This window comes from Agrobacterium tumefaciens, from assembly GCA_025559845.1.
Taxonomy (GTDB): domain Bacteria; phylum Pseudomonadota; class Alphaproteobacteria; order Rhizobiales; family Rhizobiaceae; genus Agrobacterium.
In genome coordinates, this window is sequence record CP048469.1 from 366,637 (window position 1) to 385,559 (window position 18,923).

General features: G+C 57.5%; 17 protein-coding genes. 8 read left to right on the forward strand and 9 right to left on the reverse strand.

Features of this window, described 5'->3' with window-relative positions:
* Window positions 1-74 precede the first annotated feature (74 nt).
* Together FY156_01770 and FY156_01775 are read left to right on the forward strand one after the other, a co-directional pair.
* Window positions 75-1,688 carry a Ppx/GppA family phosphatase gene (locus FY156_01770; GenBank protein UXS00306.1) on the forward strand — a complete coding sequence of 538 codons (1,614 nt, stop codon included), beginning with the start codon at window positions 75-77 and terminating at the stop codon, window positions 1,686-1,688.
* The gene (locus FY156_01775) at window positions 1,685-2,428 is read left to right on the forward strand and encodes an RlmE family RNA methyltransferase (protein ID UXS00307.1); all 744 of its coding nucleotides are present in this window, start codon (window positions 1,685-1,687) and stop codon (window positions 2,426-2,428) included. Before FY156_01770 ends, FY156_01775 begins: the two co-directional genes overlap by 4 nt.
* A gap of 102 nt (window positions 2,429-2,530) precedes the next feature.
* Here the strand turns inward: FY156_01775 and FY156_01780 are convergent, their stop codons facing one another.
* Complete coding sequence (locus FY156_01780; GenBank protein UXS00308.1) at window positions 2,531-3,928, reverse strand: multidrug efflux MFS transporter; 1,398 nt, start codon at window positions 3,926-3,928, stop codon at window positions 2,531-2,533.
* 194 nt (window positions 3,929-4,122) lie between these two features.
* On the opposite strand from FY156_01780, the gene FY156_01785 reads away from it, so the two are divergent.
* The 5 genes from FY156_01785 to FY156_01805 all read left to right on the forward strand — a co-directional run bounded on the left by FY156_01785 (window position 4,123) and on the right by FY156_01805 (window position 9,483).
* On the forward strand, window positions 4,123-5,121 hold the full coding sequence (locus FY156_01785) for an MBL fold metallo-hydrolase (protein ID UXS00309.1): 999 nt from the start codon (window positions 4,123-4,125) through the stop codon (window positions 5,119-5,121).
* A 179-nt stretch (window positions 5,122-5,300) separates the two neighbouring features.
* Window positions 5,301-6,806, forward strand: coding sequence for an IMP dehydrogenase (gene guaB, locus FY156_01790; protein UXS00310.1), 1,506 nt, complete (start codon window positions 5,301-5,303; stop codon window positions 6,804-6,806).
* Between the two features lie 114 nt (window positions 6,807-6,920).
* Complete coding sequence (locus tag FY156_01795) at window positions 6,921-7,322, forward strand: hypothetical protein (GenBank protein UXS02981.1); 402 nt, start codon at window positions 6,921-6,923, stop codon at window positions 7,320-7,322.
* Between the two features lie 133 nt (window positions 7,323-7,455).
* Entirely contained in the window at window positions 7,456-8,484 is a 1,029-nt protein-coding gene (gene adhP / locus FY156_01800) for an alcohol dehydrogenase AdhP (GenBank protein ID UXS00311.1), read from the forward strand.
* Between the two features lie 123 nt (window positions 8,485-8,607).
* Entirely contained in the window at window positions 8,608-9,483 is an 876-nt protein-coding gene (locus tag FY156_01805) for a dienelactone hydrolase family protein (GenBank protein ID UXS00312.1), read from the forward strand.
* Window positions 9,484-9,546: 63 nt separating this feature from the next.
* Here FY156_01805 and FY156_01810 read toward each other — a convergent pair whose 3' ends face one another.
* Window positions 9,547-10,497 carry a LysR family transcriptional regulator gene (locus FY156_01810; GenBank protein ID UXS00313.1) on the reverse strand — a complete coding sequence of 317 codons (951 nt, stop codon included), beginning with the start codon at window positions 10,495-10,497 and terminating at the stop codon, window positions 9,547-9,549.
* Between the two features lie 202 nt (window positions 10,498-10,699).
* Between FY156_01810 and FY156_01815 the strand changes: the two genes are divergently transcribed.
* The gene (locus FY156_01815) at window positions 10,700-11,002 is read left to right on the forward strand and encodes a DUF1127 domain-containing protein (protein ID UXS00314.1); all 303 of its coding nucleotides are present in this window, start codon (window positions 10,700-10,702) and stop codon (window positions 11,000-11,002) included.
* A 209-nt stretch (window positions 11,003-11,211) separates the two neighbouring features.
* On the opposite strand, the gene FY156_01820 is transcribed toward FY156_01815, so the two are convergent.
* The 7 genes from FY156_01820 to FY156_01850 form a co-directional block, all read right to left on the reverse strand.
* Window positions 11,212-12,585, reverse strand: coding sequence for a glutamate--cysteine ligase (locus FY156_01820; protein UXS00315.1), 1,374 nt, complete (start codon window positions 12,583-12,585; stop codon window positions 11,212-11,214).
* A 129-nt stretch (window positions 12,586-12,714) separates the two neighbouring features.
* Window positions 12,715-13,452, reverse strand: coding sequence for a 16S rRNA (uracil(1498)-N(3))-methyltransferase (locus tag FY156_01825; protein ID UXS00316.1), 738 nt, complete (start codon window positions 13,450-13,452; stop codon window positions 12,715-12,717).
* Between the two features lie 18 nt (window positions 13,453-13,470).
* Window positions 13,471-14,976 carry an inorganic phosphate transporter gene (locus FY156_01830; GenBank protein UXS00317.1) on the reverse strand — a complete coding sequence of 502 codons (1,506 nt, stop codon included), beginning with the start codon at window positions 14,974-14,976 and terminating at the stop codon, window positions 13,471-13,473.
* Between the two features lie 150 nt (window positions 14,977-15,126).
* Window positions 15,127-15,567 carry an NUDIX hydrolase gene (locus FY156_01835; GenBank protein ID UXS00318.1) on the reverse strand — a complete coding sequence of 147 codons (441 nt, stop codon included), beginning with the start codon at window positions 15,565-15,567 and terminating at the stop codon, window positions 15,127-15,129.
* Between the two features lie 208 nt (window positions 15,568-15,775).
* Window positions 15,776-16,534: an HAD-IIB family hydrolase gene (locus FY156_01840; GenBank protein ID UXS00319.1), complete on the reverse strand. Its 759-nt coding sequence runs from the start codon at window positions 16,532-16,534 to the stop codon at window positions 15,776-15,778.
* On the reverse strand, window positions 16,531-17,877 hold the full coding sequence (locus tag FY156_01845) for a glycosyltransferase family 1 protein (GenBank protein UXS00320.1): 1,347 nt from the start codon (window positions 17,875-17,877) through the stop codon (window positions 16,531-16,533). The genes FY156_01840 and FY156_01845 overlap by 4 nt, the downstream gene beginning before the upstream one ends.
* Before the next feature lie 103 nt (window positions 17,878-17,980).
* The gene (locus FY156_01850; GenBank protein UXS00321.1) at window positions 17,981-18,754 is read right to left on the reverse strand and encodes a FadR family transcriptional regulator; all 774 of its coding nucleotides are present in this window, start codon (window positions 18,752-18,754) and stop codon (window positions 17,981-17,983) included.
* Window positions 18,755-18,923 lie beyond the last annotated feature (169 nt).

Consider the following 18,923-nt stretch of genomic DNA (forward strand, 5'->3'; position numbering starts at 1 on the left):
GTGTGCGCTTCGGTCCGGCAAAAACCAGTTGGCTAAAATGACTTGCGCTGGTATTGTCGCGCCAACGAAACCTAATGAAAGCCTGCTGCATAGCGACAACGCTTGTGCGCGGCGAAATGGACAAGACAGTGATCGACCCCGGAAACGGCCCAAAGCCGTCGGACCAAGGGGCGTCGGTGGTTGACAAAGGGAAGGCGAAGCGTTCCCGTCGCGGCAAGAAGAACAGGCGTCACGGTAAGCCCCGCGACGTTGCTGTGGTGTCGCATGATGTTGTCACTGATGTTCCGGCCGGTTCCCACTATGCATCGGCTCTCGAGTCGAACGAAGAACCGCGCAAGCGCAAGCGTCGCAGGCGTTCACGCGGGAAGGGCACGTCCCAGCAGGCAAGTGCTCCTGCCGCGGCCGCAAAACAGTCTCCTGATATCGCAATTCAGGCGCCTAACCCGAGTGGTGTTCCTGGCGGCAGCCGCAAATCGCGCAATCGCAAGCGGGTGCACCGCGATCCGCAGGGTCGCCCTCTTGTGCCTTCTCACGCGCCCAAGCATGTAGCCAAGCCGAATGGCCGTGGTCACGGTGCGGCCGTTGCGGAGCAGCAGAAGAAGCACGAGGGCGCGGGCCGCCATGCGTCGAAATCGCATGACCATGCTGATGCTGGCGCGGACATGTACGCGGCACTGGATCTTGGCACCAATAACTGCCGTCTTCTGATCGCGCAGCCGACGCGTCCCGGCCAGTTCCGGGTCGTCGATGCATTTTCGCGCATAGTCCGCCTGGGTGAGGGGCTGGTATCGAGTGGTCGCCTTTCCGACGACGCGATGGATCGTGCTGTGGAAGCGCTGAAAGTCTGCGCGGCGAAACTGTCCGGGCGTCCGATCAGGCGTATGCGACTGATTGCGACGGAAGCCTGCCGTGCTGCCGCCAATGGCGAGGAGTTTCTGGCCCGCGTCACGCGCGAGACAGGCCTGAGGCTCGAAATCATCAGCCGCGAAACGGAAGCACGCCTTGCCGTCTCGGGATGTGCATCTCTGGTCGGTCGTGAGGCCCGCTCTGTCGTACTCTTCGATATCGGTGGCGGTTCTTCTGAAATCGCTGTCATCAGGGTCGGCGAGAACCGTTCCAACCGGCTTGCCAATCACATCACCCACTGGACGTCGCTGCCTGTCGGTGTTGTCACCCTGTCTGAACGTCACGGTGGTCGCGATGTGACGCCCGATGTCTTTGCCGCCATGGTGCGCGAGGTTGAGGGCCTGCTGGATGCCTTCCATTGCCCACCGGTTGTTGTGCAGGCCGCCCATGAAGATTTCCATCTGATTGGTACATCCGGCACCGTTACGACACTTGCGGGTGTGCATCTTGATCTTCCACGCTATGACCGCCGCAAGGTCGATGGCCTGTGGCTTTCGGATGCAGAAGTGACGGCCATGCAGGACAAGCTGCTGGCCTGGGATTTTGCCGGTCGTGCTGCCAATGCCTGCATCGGGCCCGACAGGGCGGATCTGGTTCTGGCCGGTTGCGCCATTCTGGAAGCAATTCGCCGCCGTTGGCCCGCACGCCGCATGCGTGTCGCCGACCGCGGCTTGCGCGAGGGCCTGCTGACGGACATGATGGCAGATGACGGTGCGTGGCGGCGCAACCGTATACGGCGCATGCAGACGGCGCGGCAAGAACGGACAGAAGGTTTGACATGAGCAAGGCGCCGACAAGCAACAACCGTACCGGACGAAAGATTGGCCAGAAGGTCAAGAAGACCAAGCTCAAAGCGTCTTCTCGTCGCTGGCTCGAACGTCATATCAACGATCCCTATGTGCAGCGCGCCAAGCTCGAAGGCTACCGCGCCCGCGCGGCTTTCAAGCTGCTCGAGATCAATGATAAGCACCAGATCCTGAAGGATGCACGCCGCATCATCGACCTTGGTGCAGCACCAGGAAGCTGGTCGCAGATTGCCGCCAAGGTGACGGATTCCACCGAGGACGACATCCGCGTCGCCGCAATCGACTTCCTTGAACTCGATCCTATCCCGGGTGTGAAGATCCTGCAGCTCGACTTCCTCGACCCGTCGGCACCTGAAAAACTGATGGAAGCGGTTGGTGGCACGCCTGATCTGGTTCTGTCGGACATGGCGGCGCCGACGACCGGCCACCAGAAAACGGACCATATCCGCACCATGCACCTGTGCGAAGTCGCGGCCGACTTCGCTATCCAGGTTCTTGCGGAGGGTGGCCATTTCCTCGCCAAGACCTTCCAGGGCGGCACGGAAAAGACGCTGCTCGACATGCTGAAGAAAAACTTCAAGCAGGTCCTGCATATCAAGCCTGCGTCTTCACGCTCCGAATCCGTCGAGATGTTCCTGCTGGCCAAGCACTTTAAAGGCCGCAAAGCGGAGCCGCAGAGCCGGGATGATGAAGATGAAACCGTCGCCGGCGAATAAGCTATATTAAAGAAAGAAGAAGGGATCGGCTTTGCTGATCCCTTTTTGTTTGCACGGGTCAGGCGTTGTCCGGACCGTGTCGCGTGATCCAGTCTTGTGACATTACTCTGCCGGTTGCGAGACCTTGCCGCGATGGCCTGAAACCGCCGCTCCCGCATTGCCATCCATGCGAATGATCGGGAAGATCGCGAAGAGTGAAACGGCAGCGACGATTGCAAAGGCAATGTGGAAATCGGCAAGCTGCAGGTGCGAACCCGAGATCATTGCGCTCACCTCCAGGATCGATGCGGCGAAGGCGACACCCAGGGCAAGGCTGATTTGCTGCAACACCGATGCCATCGAAGTTGCCTGGCTGGCCTGACTGTCCTCGATGTCCGAATAGCTGAGCGCATTCGAACCTGTGAAGAAGAACGAGCGCGCAAAACCTGCGGTCACGAGGAAGATCATGATCAGCGGGTAGGGCGTTTCGGGGGTGAAGAAGCTGTTGGCGAGCGTCGTAAAGGCTCCAACAATACCCGCGCCGATCAGCGTCGTCCGGAAGCCGGTCGTCGCAAATACACGCTTGGCAATGAATTTCGTGGTGATCGCGCCGATCGCCCCGGCAAAGGTGATCATGCCGGATTGGAACGGGTTAAGCCCGAAACCGATCTGCAACATCAGCGGCATAAGGAAGGGGATGGCACCCGTCGAAATGCGGAAAATCGTGCCACCCACCGAGGCTGCGCGGAATGTCGCATTCTGGAAAATACGGAAATCCAGAATGGGTGCGGGATGGTTGGCCGCGTGCCGCAGATAGAGAATGCCGCTGATGAAACCGATGATCGTTGAAGCAATGCCGATGGCTGGCGGAAGTGCGGGAAGGCTGACCACGGAAACGCCGAACACCACGCCCGAGGCTGCAACGCCGGACAGGATGAAGCCTTTGCCGTCCATTGGCGGCGGGTTGGTTGTTTCTATTTCCGGTAGAAAGATTGTCGACAGCCAGATCCCGATAATGCCGATCGGTACATTGATCAGGAAAATCCAGTGCCAGGAGAAATAGGTGGTGATGAAACCGCCGATCGGTGGGCCGGTCAGGGGCCCGACCAGGCCGGGGATCGTCAAAAGCGCCATGGCAGAGACAAGCTCGCTGCGCTTTGTCGTTCGCAGGAGAACGAGACGACCGACCGGCGTCATCATTGCACCGCCCATCCCCTGCAGGAAACGGGAAACAACAAACTCGAAGACAGAAGAAGACACCGCGCAGCAGATCGATCCGACGACGAAAACGCCGATGGCGATGCGGAAGATTTTCTTGGCGCCATATTTGTCCGCCATCCAGCCGCTGATCGGGATGAAGATCGCCAACGCCACCATATAGGCGGTCAATGCAAGCTTCAGCGTGATCGGGCCGACATTGAGGTCGGCGGCAATCGCGGGCAGCGATGTTGCGATGACGGTCGAGTCCATCTGCTCCATGAAAAGAGCGACAGCAAGGATCAATGGGATAATGCGGTTCATAGGCTGCCTGCGGCGTTGCGCTGCGACAAGGATGCTGGCCTCCTCCTACGCCTGATAAGCGGGCTTGCCAACTGGATATTTGTTAATTTTAGTCCATGTCATCAAACCTGCGTGAGACCCCGTTTCCTTGTAATTTTCTTGGCTTATTGTTCGCGGGCACGAATTTGGGCCCTCAACGATATCGGAGAAAGATCATGACGCAGTTTTTGCATATGAGCAGGCGCGGCCTTATGGGAGCGGTCGGCGCCGGCGCTCTCGGTGCGCCTTTCTTGATGACGCGGGCAGTCGCTCAGACGGCACAGCCGCAAACCTCCATGGAGATCGATCACGCCATGCCTCCGGAAACGAATCGCTTCAAGCTCGGCCAGTTCGAAATTTTGGTCGTGAAGGACGGCGCACGCGCCGCCCCCAACCCGGGAGAAACCTTCGGCACCAATCAATCTGCCGAAACGGTCGGCGCATTGCTGGAACGGAATTTTCTGCCGAAGGATCAGTTCGTCAACTCGTTCTCTCCCGTTCTGGTGAATACAGGATCTGAACTCGTCCTGTTCGATACCGGCTTTGGTGAAGCTGGACGCGGTTCTGGTAACGGCCGTCTGATCGAAGGCATGGCTGCGGCCGGTTACACGCCGGAAGATGTGACGGTGGTTGTGCTCACCCACATGCATGGCGATCACATCGGAGGCCTGATGGAAAAAGGTGCTCCGGCGTTTCCAAAGGCACGCTATGTCTTCGGGCAGGCGGAATATGATTTCTGGACAGATGAAAAGCGTGTTGGCACGCCTGCTGAGGGTGGCCACAAAGGCGTTCTGGCCAGCGTCAAGCCGCTGGCGGAGAAGGCAACCTTTATCGGTGACGCCGCAACTGTGGTACCTGGCATTACCAGTGTAGCTGCTTTCGGCCATTCTCCCGGACATCTGATTTTCCAGGTCGAGTCGGATGGCAAGCAGCTGGTCCTGACGGCCGATACCGCGAACCATTTCGTGCTGTCGCTGCAGCGCCCGGAATGGGAAGTGAAATTCGACATGGACAAGGCGGCGGCGGCTGCGTCGCGCAAGAAGGTGTTCGACATGATCGCAACGGATCGTCTTCCCTTCCTCGGCTACCACATGCCGTTCCCGGCAGTTGGCTATGCGGAAAAGCAGGAGACCGGCTACCGGTTCGTGCCGAAATCCTACCAGTTCGACATCTGATCGTGCTGCAATGCAGCAACAGCGAAAGCCCGGAATCGCTTTCCGGGTTTTTTCTATTCCCTTCCTGTCATGAACGTGTTACCAGCCCTCGCCAACTTCCACGCAATCCTTGCAGGACCGCCGGGGTGAACTAATCGTTCCGGACCGGCCATGCATTTTCAGTCTGAAGGAATTTGGCCATGGCACGCATCATTCAAACACCCACTGGTTTGGACGCTCTCACATTTGACGATGTGTTGCTGCAACCCGGACATTCGGAGGTCATGCCTGGCCAGACGAATATTTCCACCCGTATTGCCCGCGATATTGACCTGAACCTCCCGATCCTTTCGTCCGCTATGGATACCGTGACCGAAGGTCGTCTTGCCATTGCGATGGCACAGGCCGGCGGTATTGGTGTTATCCACCGCAACCTGACGCCGATCGAGCAGGCTGAGGAAGTTCGTCAGGTCAAGAAGTTTGAAAGCGGCATGGTCGTCAACCCGGTGACAATCGGACCGGATGCAACGCTGGCTGAAGCTCAGGCGCTGATGAAGGCTCACGGCATCTCCGGTATTCCGGTGGTCGAAAACGGTGGGGCCGGCGGTCATAAGAACGGCCGTCTTGTTGGTATCCTCACCAACCGCGATGTGCGTTTTGCGTCTGATCCGCAGCAGAAGATCTACGAATTGATGACCCGCGAAAATCTGGTCACGGTCAAGGAAAGCAGCGTTGACCAGCAGGAAGCGCGGCGTCTGCTGCACAAGCATCGCATTGAAAAGCTGCTTGTTGTCGATGCGAAGGGCAACTGCGTTGGCCTCATCACCGTCAAGGACATCGAGAAGTCGCAGCTAAACCCGAATGCAACGAAAGATGCGCAGGGCCGTCTGCGTGCCGCTGCCGCAATCAGCGTTGGTGCTGACGCCATCGAGCGTGCCGAGCGTCTGATCGACGCCGGCGTTGACCTTCTGGTCGTCGATACGGCGCATGGTCATTCGCAGCGCGTTCTCGACGCCGTTGCCCACGTAAAGAAAATGTCGAACTCGGTTCGCATCATTGCCGGTAACGTCGCGACGGCTGACGGGACCAAGGCGCTGATTGATGCGGGTGCGGATGGCGTAAAGGTCGGTATCGGCCCGGGTTCGATCTGCACGACACGTATCGTTGCCGGTGTCGGCGTCCCGCAGCTTGCCGCGATCATGGCATCGGTTGAAGTTGCCAATGCTGCCGATATCCCTGTCATTGCCGATGGCGGCATCAAGTTCTCCGGCGACCTTGCCAAGGCAATTGCCGCAGGCGCATCCGCCGTGATGATCGGCTCGCTTCTCGCCGGCACGGATGAGAGCCCCGGTGAGGTCTTCCTCTATCAGGGTCGCTCCTTCAAGGCTTACCGTGGCATGGGTTCCGTTGGTGCCATGGCGCGTGGTTCGGCAGACCGTTACTTCCAGGCGGAAGTCCGCGATACGCTGAAGCTTGTTCCGGAAGGCATCGAAGGTCAGGTTCCGTATAAAGGTCCGGTCTCCGGCGTTCTGCACCAGCTTGCAGGCGGCCTGAAGGCTGCCATGGGTTATGTCGGTGGTGGTACGATCAAGGAATTCCAGGAACGCGCTACCTTCGTGCGCATTTCCAGCGCTGGCCTGCGCGAAAGCCACGCGCACGACGTGACGATCACCCGCGAAAGCCCGAACTATCCCGGTTCGGTTTGATCTTTCGAAGCGAATCCGTAAAAAGGTTCTCTGAGTATTTGGCGCTCTCCGATCCGTGCCGGGTCGGAGAGCGTTTTCGTCATTGAAGGAGAAAGCATGTCACCGACGACCGCAATGTTCTGGCCGATGATTGCCCATGTTCTTCTCGTTTTCGCGCTTTATGCCCTGCTTCTTGTTCGGCGCCAGAAATACACCTTCGTCGATCGCGACGCTGTCATGCGTTACAAGGACAGCGGCGAAGAAGCGCGCGAAAGCCGCCTGGTAAACCGGAACATCGCCAATCAGTTCGAACTTCCGGTGCTGTTTCACATCGCCTGCCTGCTGCTTTACATCACCGACGCGGACAATATCGTCACGGTCGTGCTGGCATGGATGTTTGTGCTCACGCGTTATGGCCATTCCTTCGTTCATGTGACCAGCAACAGCCTGCGCTACCGGGCCCCGCTTTTTGGATTGGGTTTTGCCGTTCTGGTCGCTCTCTGGGGCTGGCTCGCTATCTGGCTGGCGCTGGAATAAAACAGCTGCGCCTTGTTGCCTCATAAGTGAGACAGTCGGTCGGCTAAAATGCCCCAATTTGCTCTAGGTCAATTCCATGACGTGCTTTCCTCGTTAATCTCTCCATCGTGAGTTGAGATTTAGGGAGTATGTCATGGCAAAAACAATGAAGGCGGCTGTTGTCCGCGCATTTGGAAAACCGCTGACGATCGAGGAAGTGCCCATTCCTGATCCCGGTCCGGGCGAAATTCTCATCAACTACAAGGCAACGGGTATTTGCCACACGGACCTTCATGCCGCGACAGGTGATTGGCCGGTCAAGCCGAACCCGCCTTTCATCCCCGGTCATGAGGGTGTTGGTTACGTTGCCAAGATCGGCGCTGGCGTCACCGGCATCAAGGAAGGTGATCGGGCCGGAACACCATGGCTTTATACGGCCTGCGGTTGCTGCATTCCTTGCCGAACGGGATGGGAGACCCTTTGCCCGAGCCAGAAAAACGCCGGTTACTCGGTGAATGGCAGTTTTGCCGAATATGGTCTCGCCGATCCGAAGTTCGTCGGACGCCTGCCGGATAATCTCGAATTTGGTCCCGCCGCTCCCGTTCTTTGTGCAGGCGTCACCGTCTACAAGGGCCTGAAGGAAACCGAGGTGAGACCCGGCGAATGGGTTGTGATCTCCGGCATTGGTGGCCTCGGCCATATGGCCGTGCAATATGCCAAGGCCATGGGCATGAATGTTGTCGCAGCCGACATTTTCGAGGACAAGCTGGAGCTTGCGAAAAAGCTGGGCGCCGATGTCACCGTCAATGGGCGCGCGCCGGATGCGGTCGAGCAGGTACAGAAGGCCGTCGGTGGCGTACATGGCGCCTTGGTCACGGCGGTCTCTCCCAAGGCCATGGAGCAGGCTTACGGTTTCCTTCGTTCCAAGGGTACGATGGCACTGGTTGGTTTGCCGCCGGGCTTCATTTCCATTCCGGTTTTCGACACGGTGCTGAAACGCATTACCGTGCGTGGTTCCATCGTCGGTACGCGGCAGGATCTGGAGGAAGCACTGACCTTTGCGGGTGAGGGCAAGGTCGCAGCCCACTTCTCCTGGGACAAGCTCGATAACATCAACGATATCTTCCACCGAATGGAAGAAGGCAAGATCGAAGGCCGCATCGTGGTTGACCTTGCCGCCTGATGCACTGCGACCAAGGGTGGTGGGACTTCACGCAAACGTGTGCCGCCGCCACTATTTGACATCATCGCGGACGATGTGATCTGCGTTATCCTCCCTCATCATGAGTTGAGGGAGGATACGGCGATGGATAAGCCGAAAATCACGCAGGCAATGATCGATGCTTACGATGAATATACGCATCTCAGCCTTGATCGCCGCAAGTTCATGGAAAAGCTGAGTTTGCTTGCCGGTTCCGGAGCGGCTGCCGCAACGATTGCGCCGCTTCTTGCGGCCAATAGTGCAAAGGCTGCGGTTGTCGCGGCTGATGACGACCGTATTGTTGCGGAAGAAGTAGCCTATCCGGGTGCGTCCGGTGAGATGAAGGGTTATCTCGTCACGCCGAAATCAGCATCCGATCCATTGGGATCGGTGATTGTCATCCACGAAAACCGGGGTCTGAACGATCACATCCGCGATGTTGCACGTCGAGCTGCTCTGGATGGCTTCCGGGCACTCGCCGTTGATTTCCTGTCGCCCCAGGGCGGAACGCCCGCCGATGAGGAAAAGGCGCGCCAGATGTTCAGCGGTCTCGACATGGATGCGACTGTGGCCAATGCCGAAGCAAGCCGTGTATGGCTCGCGGCGCGGCAAGGTGCAAACGGCAAGGTTGGCGCGGTTGGTTTCTGCTGGGGCGGCGGGCTCGTCAATCGCTTCGCCACCAAATCGGAAGGGCTGAATGCCGGTGTTGCCTATTACGGCCAGCAGGCACCGGCAGCCGATGTTCCGGCCATCAAAGCGCCGTTGCTGCTGCACTACGCTGGCCTGGATGAACGGATCAACGCCGGAATAGACGCCTACAAAAAGGCGCTGGAGGAAAACGGCAAGACGTTCGAGATATTCATTTATGACGGCGTCAATCACGCCTTCAACAATGATACCTCTTCAGCCCGTTACGACAAGGCGGCAGCAGATATTGCCTGGAGCCGGACGACGGAATTCTTCAAAAAATATCTCGCCTGAGCCGAGACGCCATCAACAAAAAAGCCGGGGCGTGTGCTCCGGCTTTTTTAGTCGTGAGAGGTTCTACCAGCCAGGCAACATATGCCCCGCTCTCAGACGGGGTAGCTTCGGGTAGGTCTTGACGTCGCTGTCCATTTCGTCGGCCACGCTTGCCGGTGAAATATTGTCGAGGCAGGCGGTGATGTGGTCGGTAATGGCATTGACGAGCGACGGCGACAGACCGGGGCGCTTCATCAGGCCAATCTGCACTGGAGGCAAAGGCGGGAAGCCATCTGCGGAGGTCAGTACCTTCATGCCGGTGCGTAGAGCCGATTCCGGCAGGACGGAAACCGCCATGCCTGCAAGAACGGCGGCTGCAACGACCGTGGACGACCAGCTTGTGAAGAGGATTTGATAGTCGCGGCCATCGGCGTCAAGCGCGGAGCAGGCGAGCTGCCTCCAATGGCAATCGCGGCGACCAACAGCAAGTGGCACCGGCGCGTCGTCCTTGAGCGGATGGTTGGCGGAGGCGACCCAACAGAGAGGCTCCGTGCGCACGACATCGGAAGAGCGGGCGCGGGGGTTATGAGTGACCAGTGCGATATCCAGTTCGCCGCGTGCCATTTTCTCGCCGAGACTGACGGAGGGCTCACAGACGATGTAAAGTTCGACATTCGGATGGGTTTTTGCAAAACGTCCGATGATTTCGGGCATGTAACGATCGGCATAGTCGTCCGGTGTGCCGATCCGAAGCGTACCTTCCAGTCGATTGTCATCGAAGGCTGCAATCGCCTCGTTGTTCAGACGGATGATGCGACGGGCATAATTCATCAGCTTCTCGCCTTCCGCCGTCAGGCGGTTACCACGCCCATCCTTGGCGAAAAGCTGTTTGCCGATCCGCTCCTCAAGTCGTCGCATCTGCATGGAAACGGCCGATTGCGTCTTGAAAACGCGATCCGCTGCTTTCGTGAAACTTCCGGTATCGACGATGGCGATGAAAGTGTGAAGCTGATCTATGTCGAGGGGTGCGGACATGGATATTGATCCATAAGAGCTATTGATACCTTACATTAGAAACATTCGTTGGACTGATCAATAGTCTTGCGACATTTTGACGCCAGCAAATCAACTCAACCCCGAGGCAAGCATTCAGCTTCGCCTCTCAGCAAAGGCAGCTTTCCGCGCGTGGTGCGCCGGAGGCGGTGCCGCATCGTGCCGTTACGAAAGGATAAGTGTTATGCGCACGGCAGAACGGAGAATGGAACTGGAACTCGCAACCACCAGGCAGAGCGAAACGTGGGTTCGCGTCGCCGTGCGTGCGGCCTCGTCTGTGAAAACGTTTCTGCGGCGTATTGGCAATCGTATCGCAGCCAATGAATTGACGGAACTCGATGATCGCCTGCTCGCCGATGTCGGGATTGCCCGCTCGGATGTCATGAGGGCACTCGACAGCGGCCTGCTCGAGGACCCGACCGAACATCTGACGCGCGCGGCGAGATTGCGCGCTGTATCGAGGTTCGAGATCCGTCGTCCGGACTAAGGCCTCAGATCGAAGAGCGTACGCGCCTTCGCTTGACCGATGTTCACACTGACCTGGGTTGCGGCAAACGAGGTTGTGCCCCCGCCCAGTATGATTTTCCCCGCAGGGTGATTTGCCAATAGCCCTGCCTTTGCCCGGTGTACGGCCAGCCCGGCCGCACCGGGCTTTTTTGTTTTCAGTTGGCGCGGCCTAATACCGCGCCGCCCTCATCAATACTGGTATTCGTCGAAAATCGGCAGGACTGACCCGTTCCAGCGGCCGTTGTAGAGCGACAGCAGGTCTTCAGCGAGCGTGGTTTTCTTGGCAAGAACCTCGTCGAGCGATGACAGGAAAACGCTTTCGTCCTGTCCGTCGCCGTTCAGACGATTGCGATTTTTCAGGCCGCGGCGAGAAATATCGACGACCTCGCGGGCAACGCCTAAGAGCGAGTTGCCAGCGATCCCGGCATTCAGACCTTCGACCGGTACGGCATCGCGCAGTGCGAGAACATCGTCGTAAGACCAGTCCGCTGTCAGAGCGTCTGCTGCCGAAAGAGCTTCGCGATCATAAAGAAGGCCAACCCAGAAAGCGGGCAGGGCGCAAATGCGGCGCCATGGCCCGCCATCGGCACCACGCATCTCCAGGAAGCGCTTCAAGCGCACGTCCGGAAAGAGCGTCGACAGATGGTTGGTCCAGTCACCCATGGTTGGTTGCCATTCGGCAACCTCGCCCTTCAATGCGCCGTTCATGAACTGGCGGAAGGTCACATGCGTGCAATCGTGATATTTGCCATCGCGCACGATGAAGTACATCGGCACATCCAGCGCCCACTCCACGTAATCCTTGAAACCGAAATCCTGCATGAAGGTGAAGGGTAGAACGCCGGAACGCTGGTTGTCCGTGTCGCGCCAGATATCGCCGCGCCAGGAGAGCAGACCATTCGGTTTGCCTTCTGTAAACGGTGAGGACGCAAACAGTGCCGTTGCCAAAGATTGCAGCTTCATCGAAACCCGCATCTTCTGGCGCATGTCCTCTTCCGAGGAGAAGTCGAGGTTCACCTGAATGGTGCAGGTGCGATACATCATGTCGAGACCCTTGGTCCCGACTTTCGGCATATAGCGCGTCATGATCGCGTAGCGCGATTTCGGCATGCGTGGTGTGTCTTCAAAGCTCCACAGAGGGCTGCCGCCAACGCCAAGGAAACGGATACCCATGGGTTCGGCGACCTCGCGCAAGGTCGCCAGATGCTGGTTCGATTCCTTGCAGGTCTGATGCAGGTTCTCAAGCGGTGCGCCAGAAAGTTCGAACTGACCACCGGGCTCGATGGAGATCGCACCCATGCCATGCTGTTCGCCAAGGCCGATGATGTTTTCACCGTCCATGATCGGTTCCCAGCCGAGCTTCTCCTGCATGCCCTTCAAGAGGGCCGAAATGCTGGCATCGCCGAAATAGGGAACCGGCGTATTGTCCTTGCGGAAGAACGCGAACTTTTCATGTTCGGTGCCGATGCGGAAGTCCGCTTCAGGTCTGCAGCCACCGGCCAGATAGTCAGTAAGCTCCGTGACGGAGGAGAGGGGTGTCTGGTCGGTCGTATCGCGTGCCATGGCTTACCTTGTTATGCGGTCTCTGTTGCGGCGAGGCATATGATTGGCAGATAGGGCCGGATACTACGCCGAGGCAAATGAATTTCTTTTAAAGATGGATGAAGCGCAAAATTCGCGCCCCGATGTCGGTTACTTCCAGTCGCCGATTGCGGCCTGGATAACGGCCAGAGCGGCGACTGCGGCCGTATCGGCCCTGAGGATGCGGGGCCCAAGCGGAATGGGCGTAATGAAACTCCTGGCGCGCAAAAGCTCTCGTTCCTCTTCCGAAAAACCGCCTTCCGGGCCAACCAGCAGTGCAAGCTTCGTCTCGGTGATACCGCAAAGAATGGGAAGAGGGTTTTGACCGGCGTCGCCCTCATCGCAATAGATAATCCGCCGATCCTGAGGCCATGTATCGAGCAAATCCTTGAGCTTCACGGGCTCAGCCACTTCGGCGATGGACAGGATGCCGCATTGCTCGGCCGCCTCGATGGCGTTGGCACGGAGTTTTTCGGTGTTGTGGATTTTGCCCTGAACATGCTGGGTCATGACGGGCTGTAGCTGTCCCGCGCCCATTTCCACTGCTTTCTGCACGAGGTAGTCCATCCGTCCGACTTTCAGCGGTGCGAACAGATAGTGCAGATCGGAAGGAGTGGGTTGCGGCCTTGTCTGCTCAGATGGGGTCAGAATGATTTTCTTGCGGCTGGGGAAAGAAACGGTGGCCTTCCATTCGCCATCGCGCCCGTTGAACAGCAGGATTTCGGAACCATCGCTCATTCGCAGCACATTGGCGAGGTAGTTGAACTGTTCAGCATTCGCCTCGCACACCGCTTCAGCGTGTAATGGGACGTCGATAAACAGGCGTTGCATCCGGAAATTTGCGCGCATGAGGGGTCTTCGGTTCTCTCAAATAAACAGGGTATACATAATCCAATACAGCAGGGCTGCAAGCAATGCGCTGGACGGAACCGTAATCAGCCAGGCCGCAATGATCGTCATGAAGTGCGAGCGCCTGACCAGATAACGGCGACGCACCTCTGACGGATTATCCTGAAATTTGTTGAATTTTCCGCCTGTGGCGATAGTGGAGTGAATGACTTCCTGTCGTCGCCTTGACGTGCGCGTGTACCATTCGCGGAAAAACCCGACGCCGAAAACAGCACCAATTGCCGTGTGCGTGGTGCTGACCGGGAGGCCGAAACGGGACGCTACAAGCACTGTCAGGGCCGTTGCCACAGAAACGCAGAATGCCCGCATGGGATTAAGCTTGGTAATCTGCTCGCCAACGAGGCGGATGAGGCGCGGACCGTAGAGAAGGATACCGCACGAAAGCCCGAATGCGCCGATCAGCATCACCCACAACGGCGCTCGCGCCGAGGTGCTGACGGCCTCGTCATGCACGGCGCGTACGATTGCCACCACTGGGCCGATGGAGTTGGAAATGTCGTTGGCACCATGTGCGAAGGACATCAACCCAGCGGCCAGAATGAGTGGCCACTGGAAAAGCGTCCTCAACGACTGGTTACGATTTTCCAGCCCGTCCGACTGCTTGCGAATGACGGGAACGCATATGCGCCAGGCAACGACGCCGGCGATTAGTCCCAGCCCACTCGCAGAGCCAAGCGATATATGGAAAATCTGCCGCAGACCAACCCATATCAGGTAGGCCGTAAAAACGCCTGTCATCATGCCGATCAGAACGGGAACCCAACGCCGTGCAGCGTCAATCTTTTCCTCGCGATAGATGATGAATTCCTTGATGAATGCGAGGATGGCGATGGCAATGGCGGCTGAGATGAACGGCGCAAACATCCATGCAAAGGCGATGCGGCTCAATGAAAGCCAATCGACAGCACTGACGCCATAAGCCGCCACGCCGGCTCCGGCGACACCACCGACGACCGTGTGCGTGGTGGAGATCGGCGCCTTTGTCCAAGTCGAGACGTTGACGAGAAGGCCCGCTGCGAGAAGGGCCGACAGCATTGCCCAGGAGAACGCCGTTCGGTCTGGAATGGTGTCGATGTTGATGATGCCGCTGGAAATTGTCTCCACGACATTGCCGCCAGTGATCAGCGCGCCGGCAATTTCGCAAATGGCGGCGATAACGAGGGCAATTCCAAGAGGCATCGCCTTGGCGCCAACGGCAGGACCGACATTATTCGTCACGTCGTTCGCGCCGATGTTGATCGCCATATAGGCGCCAACCATCACGCCGGCGATGATGATAAAGGCGTTGGGATCACCGGTGACGAAAGTGCTGGCGAAAAACGCCGCTAGGACGACAAACATGAAGCCCGCACCAACGCCGGCCATTTGTCGGGTCACGTGCAGGGTCGCCTCTTCGACGCGAGTGATCTTGTCGAGATCCTTGTCGAGAGTCGGTTTCATGTTCGATGGCGGTTTTGTTGCCATTCAGACCTCGGTTGCCAGAATTCCTTTTCGTCCGGCAGTTTTGCGGGCTGAAGGTAAGATACAGGAGGATTGTTCCATCTCTTAGGGCCTTGGGAAAAGAAAGGCCAGAGAGACAGCTTCGTGAAGGTTGGCAGTTTTCAGGTGATGAGGCTATTTCGATTGCGTCATCTGTTGGCCGAAAGTCTGCATCAACGCTTTAAGCTCCGGCTCGTTGACGCGCAACGCAGCTTCCTCAGGCGTGACCCACTCCAGGGTGCGACTGCCTTTCTCACGGAAATCGTCTGCAAGTTCGGCCACTTCGAGCAGATGCACTTGAACGCGGCACTGCACGTTCACGCCGCTATTGAGCTTTTTCCGATACTCGTAGAACCCGAATGGCGACTTTTTGGCCTTGCCGCGAACGCCAGCTTCTTCGAAGGCTTCCTGTTCGGCGACAGCATGTGCTTTTTTTCCACCCATGGGCCAACCCTTGGGAATGACCCAACGTCCGGTATCACGGCTTGTCAGCAGGAGAACGTCCGGTGTGGCGCGCTTGTCAGAGAAACGATAGCAAAGCGCAGCATATTGCTGCCGCGGTGGTCTGCGGAGCATCAAGCTGACTTCTGTTGCCAATCGATCCAATATGTTCAACCCTCGAGAACCTCTCTCTATTAACGTGCGTAAATACTAATATAAGGTGTTTGCGGCCAGGTCCAATGGTGTCCCTGATCGCAATACACGCTTGATTCGATATTGTCTTATTGCTTTTAGGCACCGTCAATATAGGTGGGCTTTATACATGCGCTGAAATTAGCGCTGCCTAGCGATTGTGCAAACCCCAGTGCAAACCCCAGTGCTGCAGTCCGTCGATCACACCATCAGCCTCTGCTTTTCCGGAGAGAAAGACACTGTCCATCGTCGGTGCGAGTGCACGCAGTTCCGGAAGGGCATTGTCGACCACAATGCCTCGCACACCGCTCAATTCGAACATGGCGCGGTCATTGCCGGTATCGCCGGCGACAGCCGTTTCGTTCAGGTCGATGCCGAGCTGATGGCAGAGCCAGCTTATGGCGGCACCCTTGTCTGCTGCTCTCGGCAGGATATCGAGGTCGCGACTGCTGGAATAGACGATGCGGGCGTCAACGCCTGCTCGTGCCAGTGCGGTTTCGACGTCACGCAGTGCCTGTTCATCTGCATCGTGTAAAAACCAGCTCGATTTCAGGCCGTGCTGATATCGATCCGGCTGCATGGTGACGCCGGATATCCGGGTCATGACGCTTTCTATCGCGTTCGCATCGAAGCCGCTGCCAAGCGAGTTGGTATAAGCCGTCTCCAGATCTGCTTGGTCGCGGGTGTATAACATCGTGCCTACCCCGCCAAGGATGTAGTCGGGGCGGGGCAACGGCACGTCTTCAATCAAGGCCAGTTGATCATCGATCAACCTGCCGCTGTTGAAAACCAGGAGCGGTCGCGTTTCGTCCGGCAGCGAATACCAGAAATCGCGGAAACGCCGTGTCGCGTCATTGTTGCCAACGACGGTTCCGTCGAGATCGGTGGAAAAAAGGCGCAGCGGTCTCAATCGCCGTCGTTCCATGGTTCGGCCCAGTCTGATTCTTCCAGCACGGGCATCATTGTCCTGCCTTCGACCAGTGCCAGCAACTGCTGGGCAATGCCAGTCCAGGTGAACAGACTGCGAGCCTTGTGCGCGCCCATACGGGAAAGCCTGCCGTAAAGCCGCTCATGCTTGAATGGCTTCATCATGGTGATGCCGAGATCTTCCTTGTCGAAAGGATCGGCAAACAGTGCGTGACGACCATAGCTGATGGCGCGGAAAAGGCCGCCATGGATCGTCACGACAGTTGGTGTGCCGCTGGCCATGGCTTCGATCGCCGTCATGCCGAACGGTTCGTAGCGGCTCGAGAGAACGAACAAATCCGCTGCGCGGTACATGTCCGGCAGGTCTTCGTCCGATACGTAACCGGAGAAGGCGACCCTGTCTTCAAGCCCAAGCGATTTCACGCGCTCCTTAAGCTGATTGAGGATCGTCGTTTCCTGCTCGTCCATATTCTCGCCGCCGACGGCGAGATGAAGGCGGGCCTCGGGCTCGCGTTGCGCCAGAACCGAAAAGCCGTCGATCAGCAGATCGTAACCTTTGTTGGTGGCAAGGCGTCCGAGTGCCAGAACGGTTTTACCTTCAAAGCCGAAACGCTGACGGATCATCTGGCGAGAGGCGTCCGACACCGGGAAGAAGCGGTTGTCGTCGTAGCCTGGCGGAATCATATGGATATGTTTGCGCTTGAGGCCGTAATCCTCGATCAGAACATCCAATTGAACCGGCGTCGTCGCAATCACCATGTCGCAGCTACGATAGATGATGAGTTCGTGCTGGATGCGTTCCTTGAAATTGAACTCCAGTTCGAACGTGTCGGCCTTTTCAGGATAGTCCGTCTCCATCTGGCGTTTTTTCCAGATGCCGATCGAATGCGGCGTATGCAGATGCGGGATTTTCAGGGCTTCAGACAGGCGCTGACCGGCAACGCCGGCGTCCCAGTAATGGCTGTTGATGAACGAGTAGGTCAGATCATTTTTTTTGATGAAGCGCAGTGTGTTCTCACACCATTCCATCAGATGTCGGTGCAGATACTCTTTCGGGATGAAATCGCGCCCCCCACAGGGAATGCGTACAACGCGGACACGATCATCCACCTCGTCAAATTCCGGCTGGTCCTCGAAGCGGCGGGTGAAAAGGTCGACCTTGTAGCCGAGTTGTCCAAGCTTGCGCGCGAGTTCGAGGACATAAACAACCTGTCCTCCGGTATCGGCAGCTCCCAGAGGCGGGTGCGCGGCGACATAGCCATGCGTCGATATGAGAGCTATCCGCGGATAGCGTTCAGTTTCGCTCGTGGTCGTCATGGGTCCCATCTTGGTAAATTTTTTCAATCAACCAGATAAAAATGCCCTTTGACCGGAAAGGTTCCAAATAAAAATGATTAAAAAATTTACTGAGAGCGCCGTTGCGCGTTTTTTAAGCGTTGCGGTGTATCTGCCTCAAACGTGAGATCCGGTCCCATTCTTTCGCCTGATGTGCTCTGGCCGTTGTTTCGACAATGAAATCGATGTGTGCTTGCGCTGCGGCCCGGGCCGCCGCCGCGTCGCTTCTGTAGATTGCCTCCTGAATGGCGATGTGCTGCTGCAACACGGTATCATGCGCACCGGGGAGCGAGAAAATGAGATGGCGGTTATAGAAGATGTCGTCGCTCAGCAGACGGTAACAGGAGCGGAGCGTGTGCATCAAAACGATGTTATGGGCGGCCTCGCCAATGGCGTTGTGAAACTCCACATCACTTGCCAGTTCATCTTCAAACCTGCCGGTCATATGCGCTTCCCGCATGGTTTCGATGATTGCGGCAAGATTGCTCTTGTCCGGCTCGGTCGCGCGCTGCGCAGCGAGTTCGGCAGCCATGCCTTCGATGTACCGACGATATTCAAGGAAATCACGCGTTGCGCGACTATGACGGGTAATCAGTGCGCTCAAGGGATCGGAAAACACCTCGCCGACGATATCGGCAACAAAGGTGCCGCCGCCGTGCCTGCTGACAAGCAGGCCGCGCGTTTCGAGTTCCTTCAGTGCTTCTCGTAAAATCGGCCGCGAAACGTCAAGTCGCTCGGCAAGGTCTCGCTCGCCGGGCAATCGATCGCCGTCACGCAAAACGCCGTCGAGAATGAGTTCCTCAAAGCGCAGCACCACTTCCTCGGAGGTGCGTGTGTGCTGTATCTGCGCAAAAAGCGTCTCGTCCATCGCAGCATTCTCCAGCAGAAACCTGCCGGAAACTATCAGTGAAGCGCCGCACTGGTCAAATATTCTGTCCAGTTGGTGCGAGCTGCCTGCGTCAACTCGGCATCTGCCCTTTCAAACTGGCTTTTGTTAAAGCAGGCGTGACGTCAGCGCAGTGCGATTTCTTTCTGGA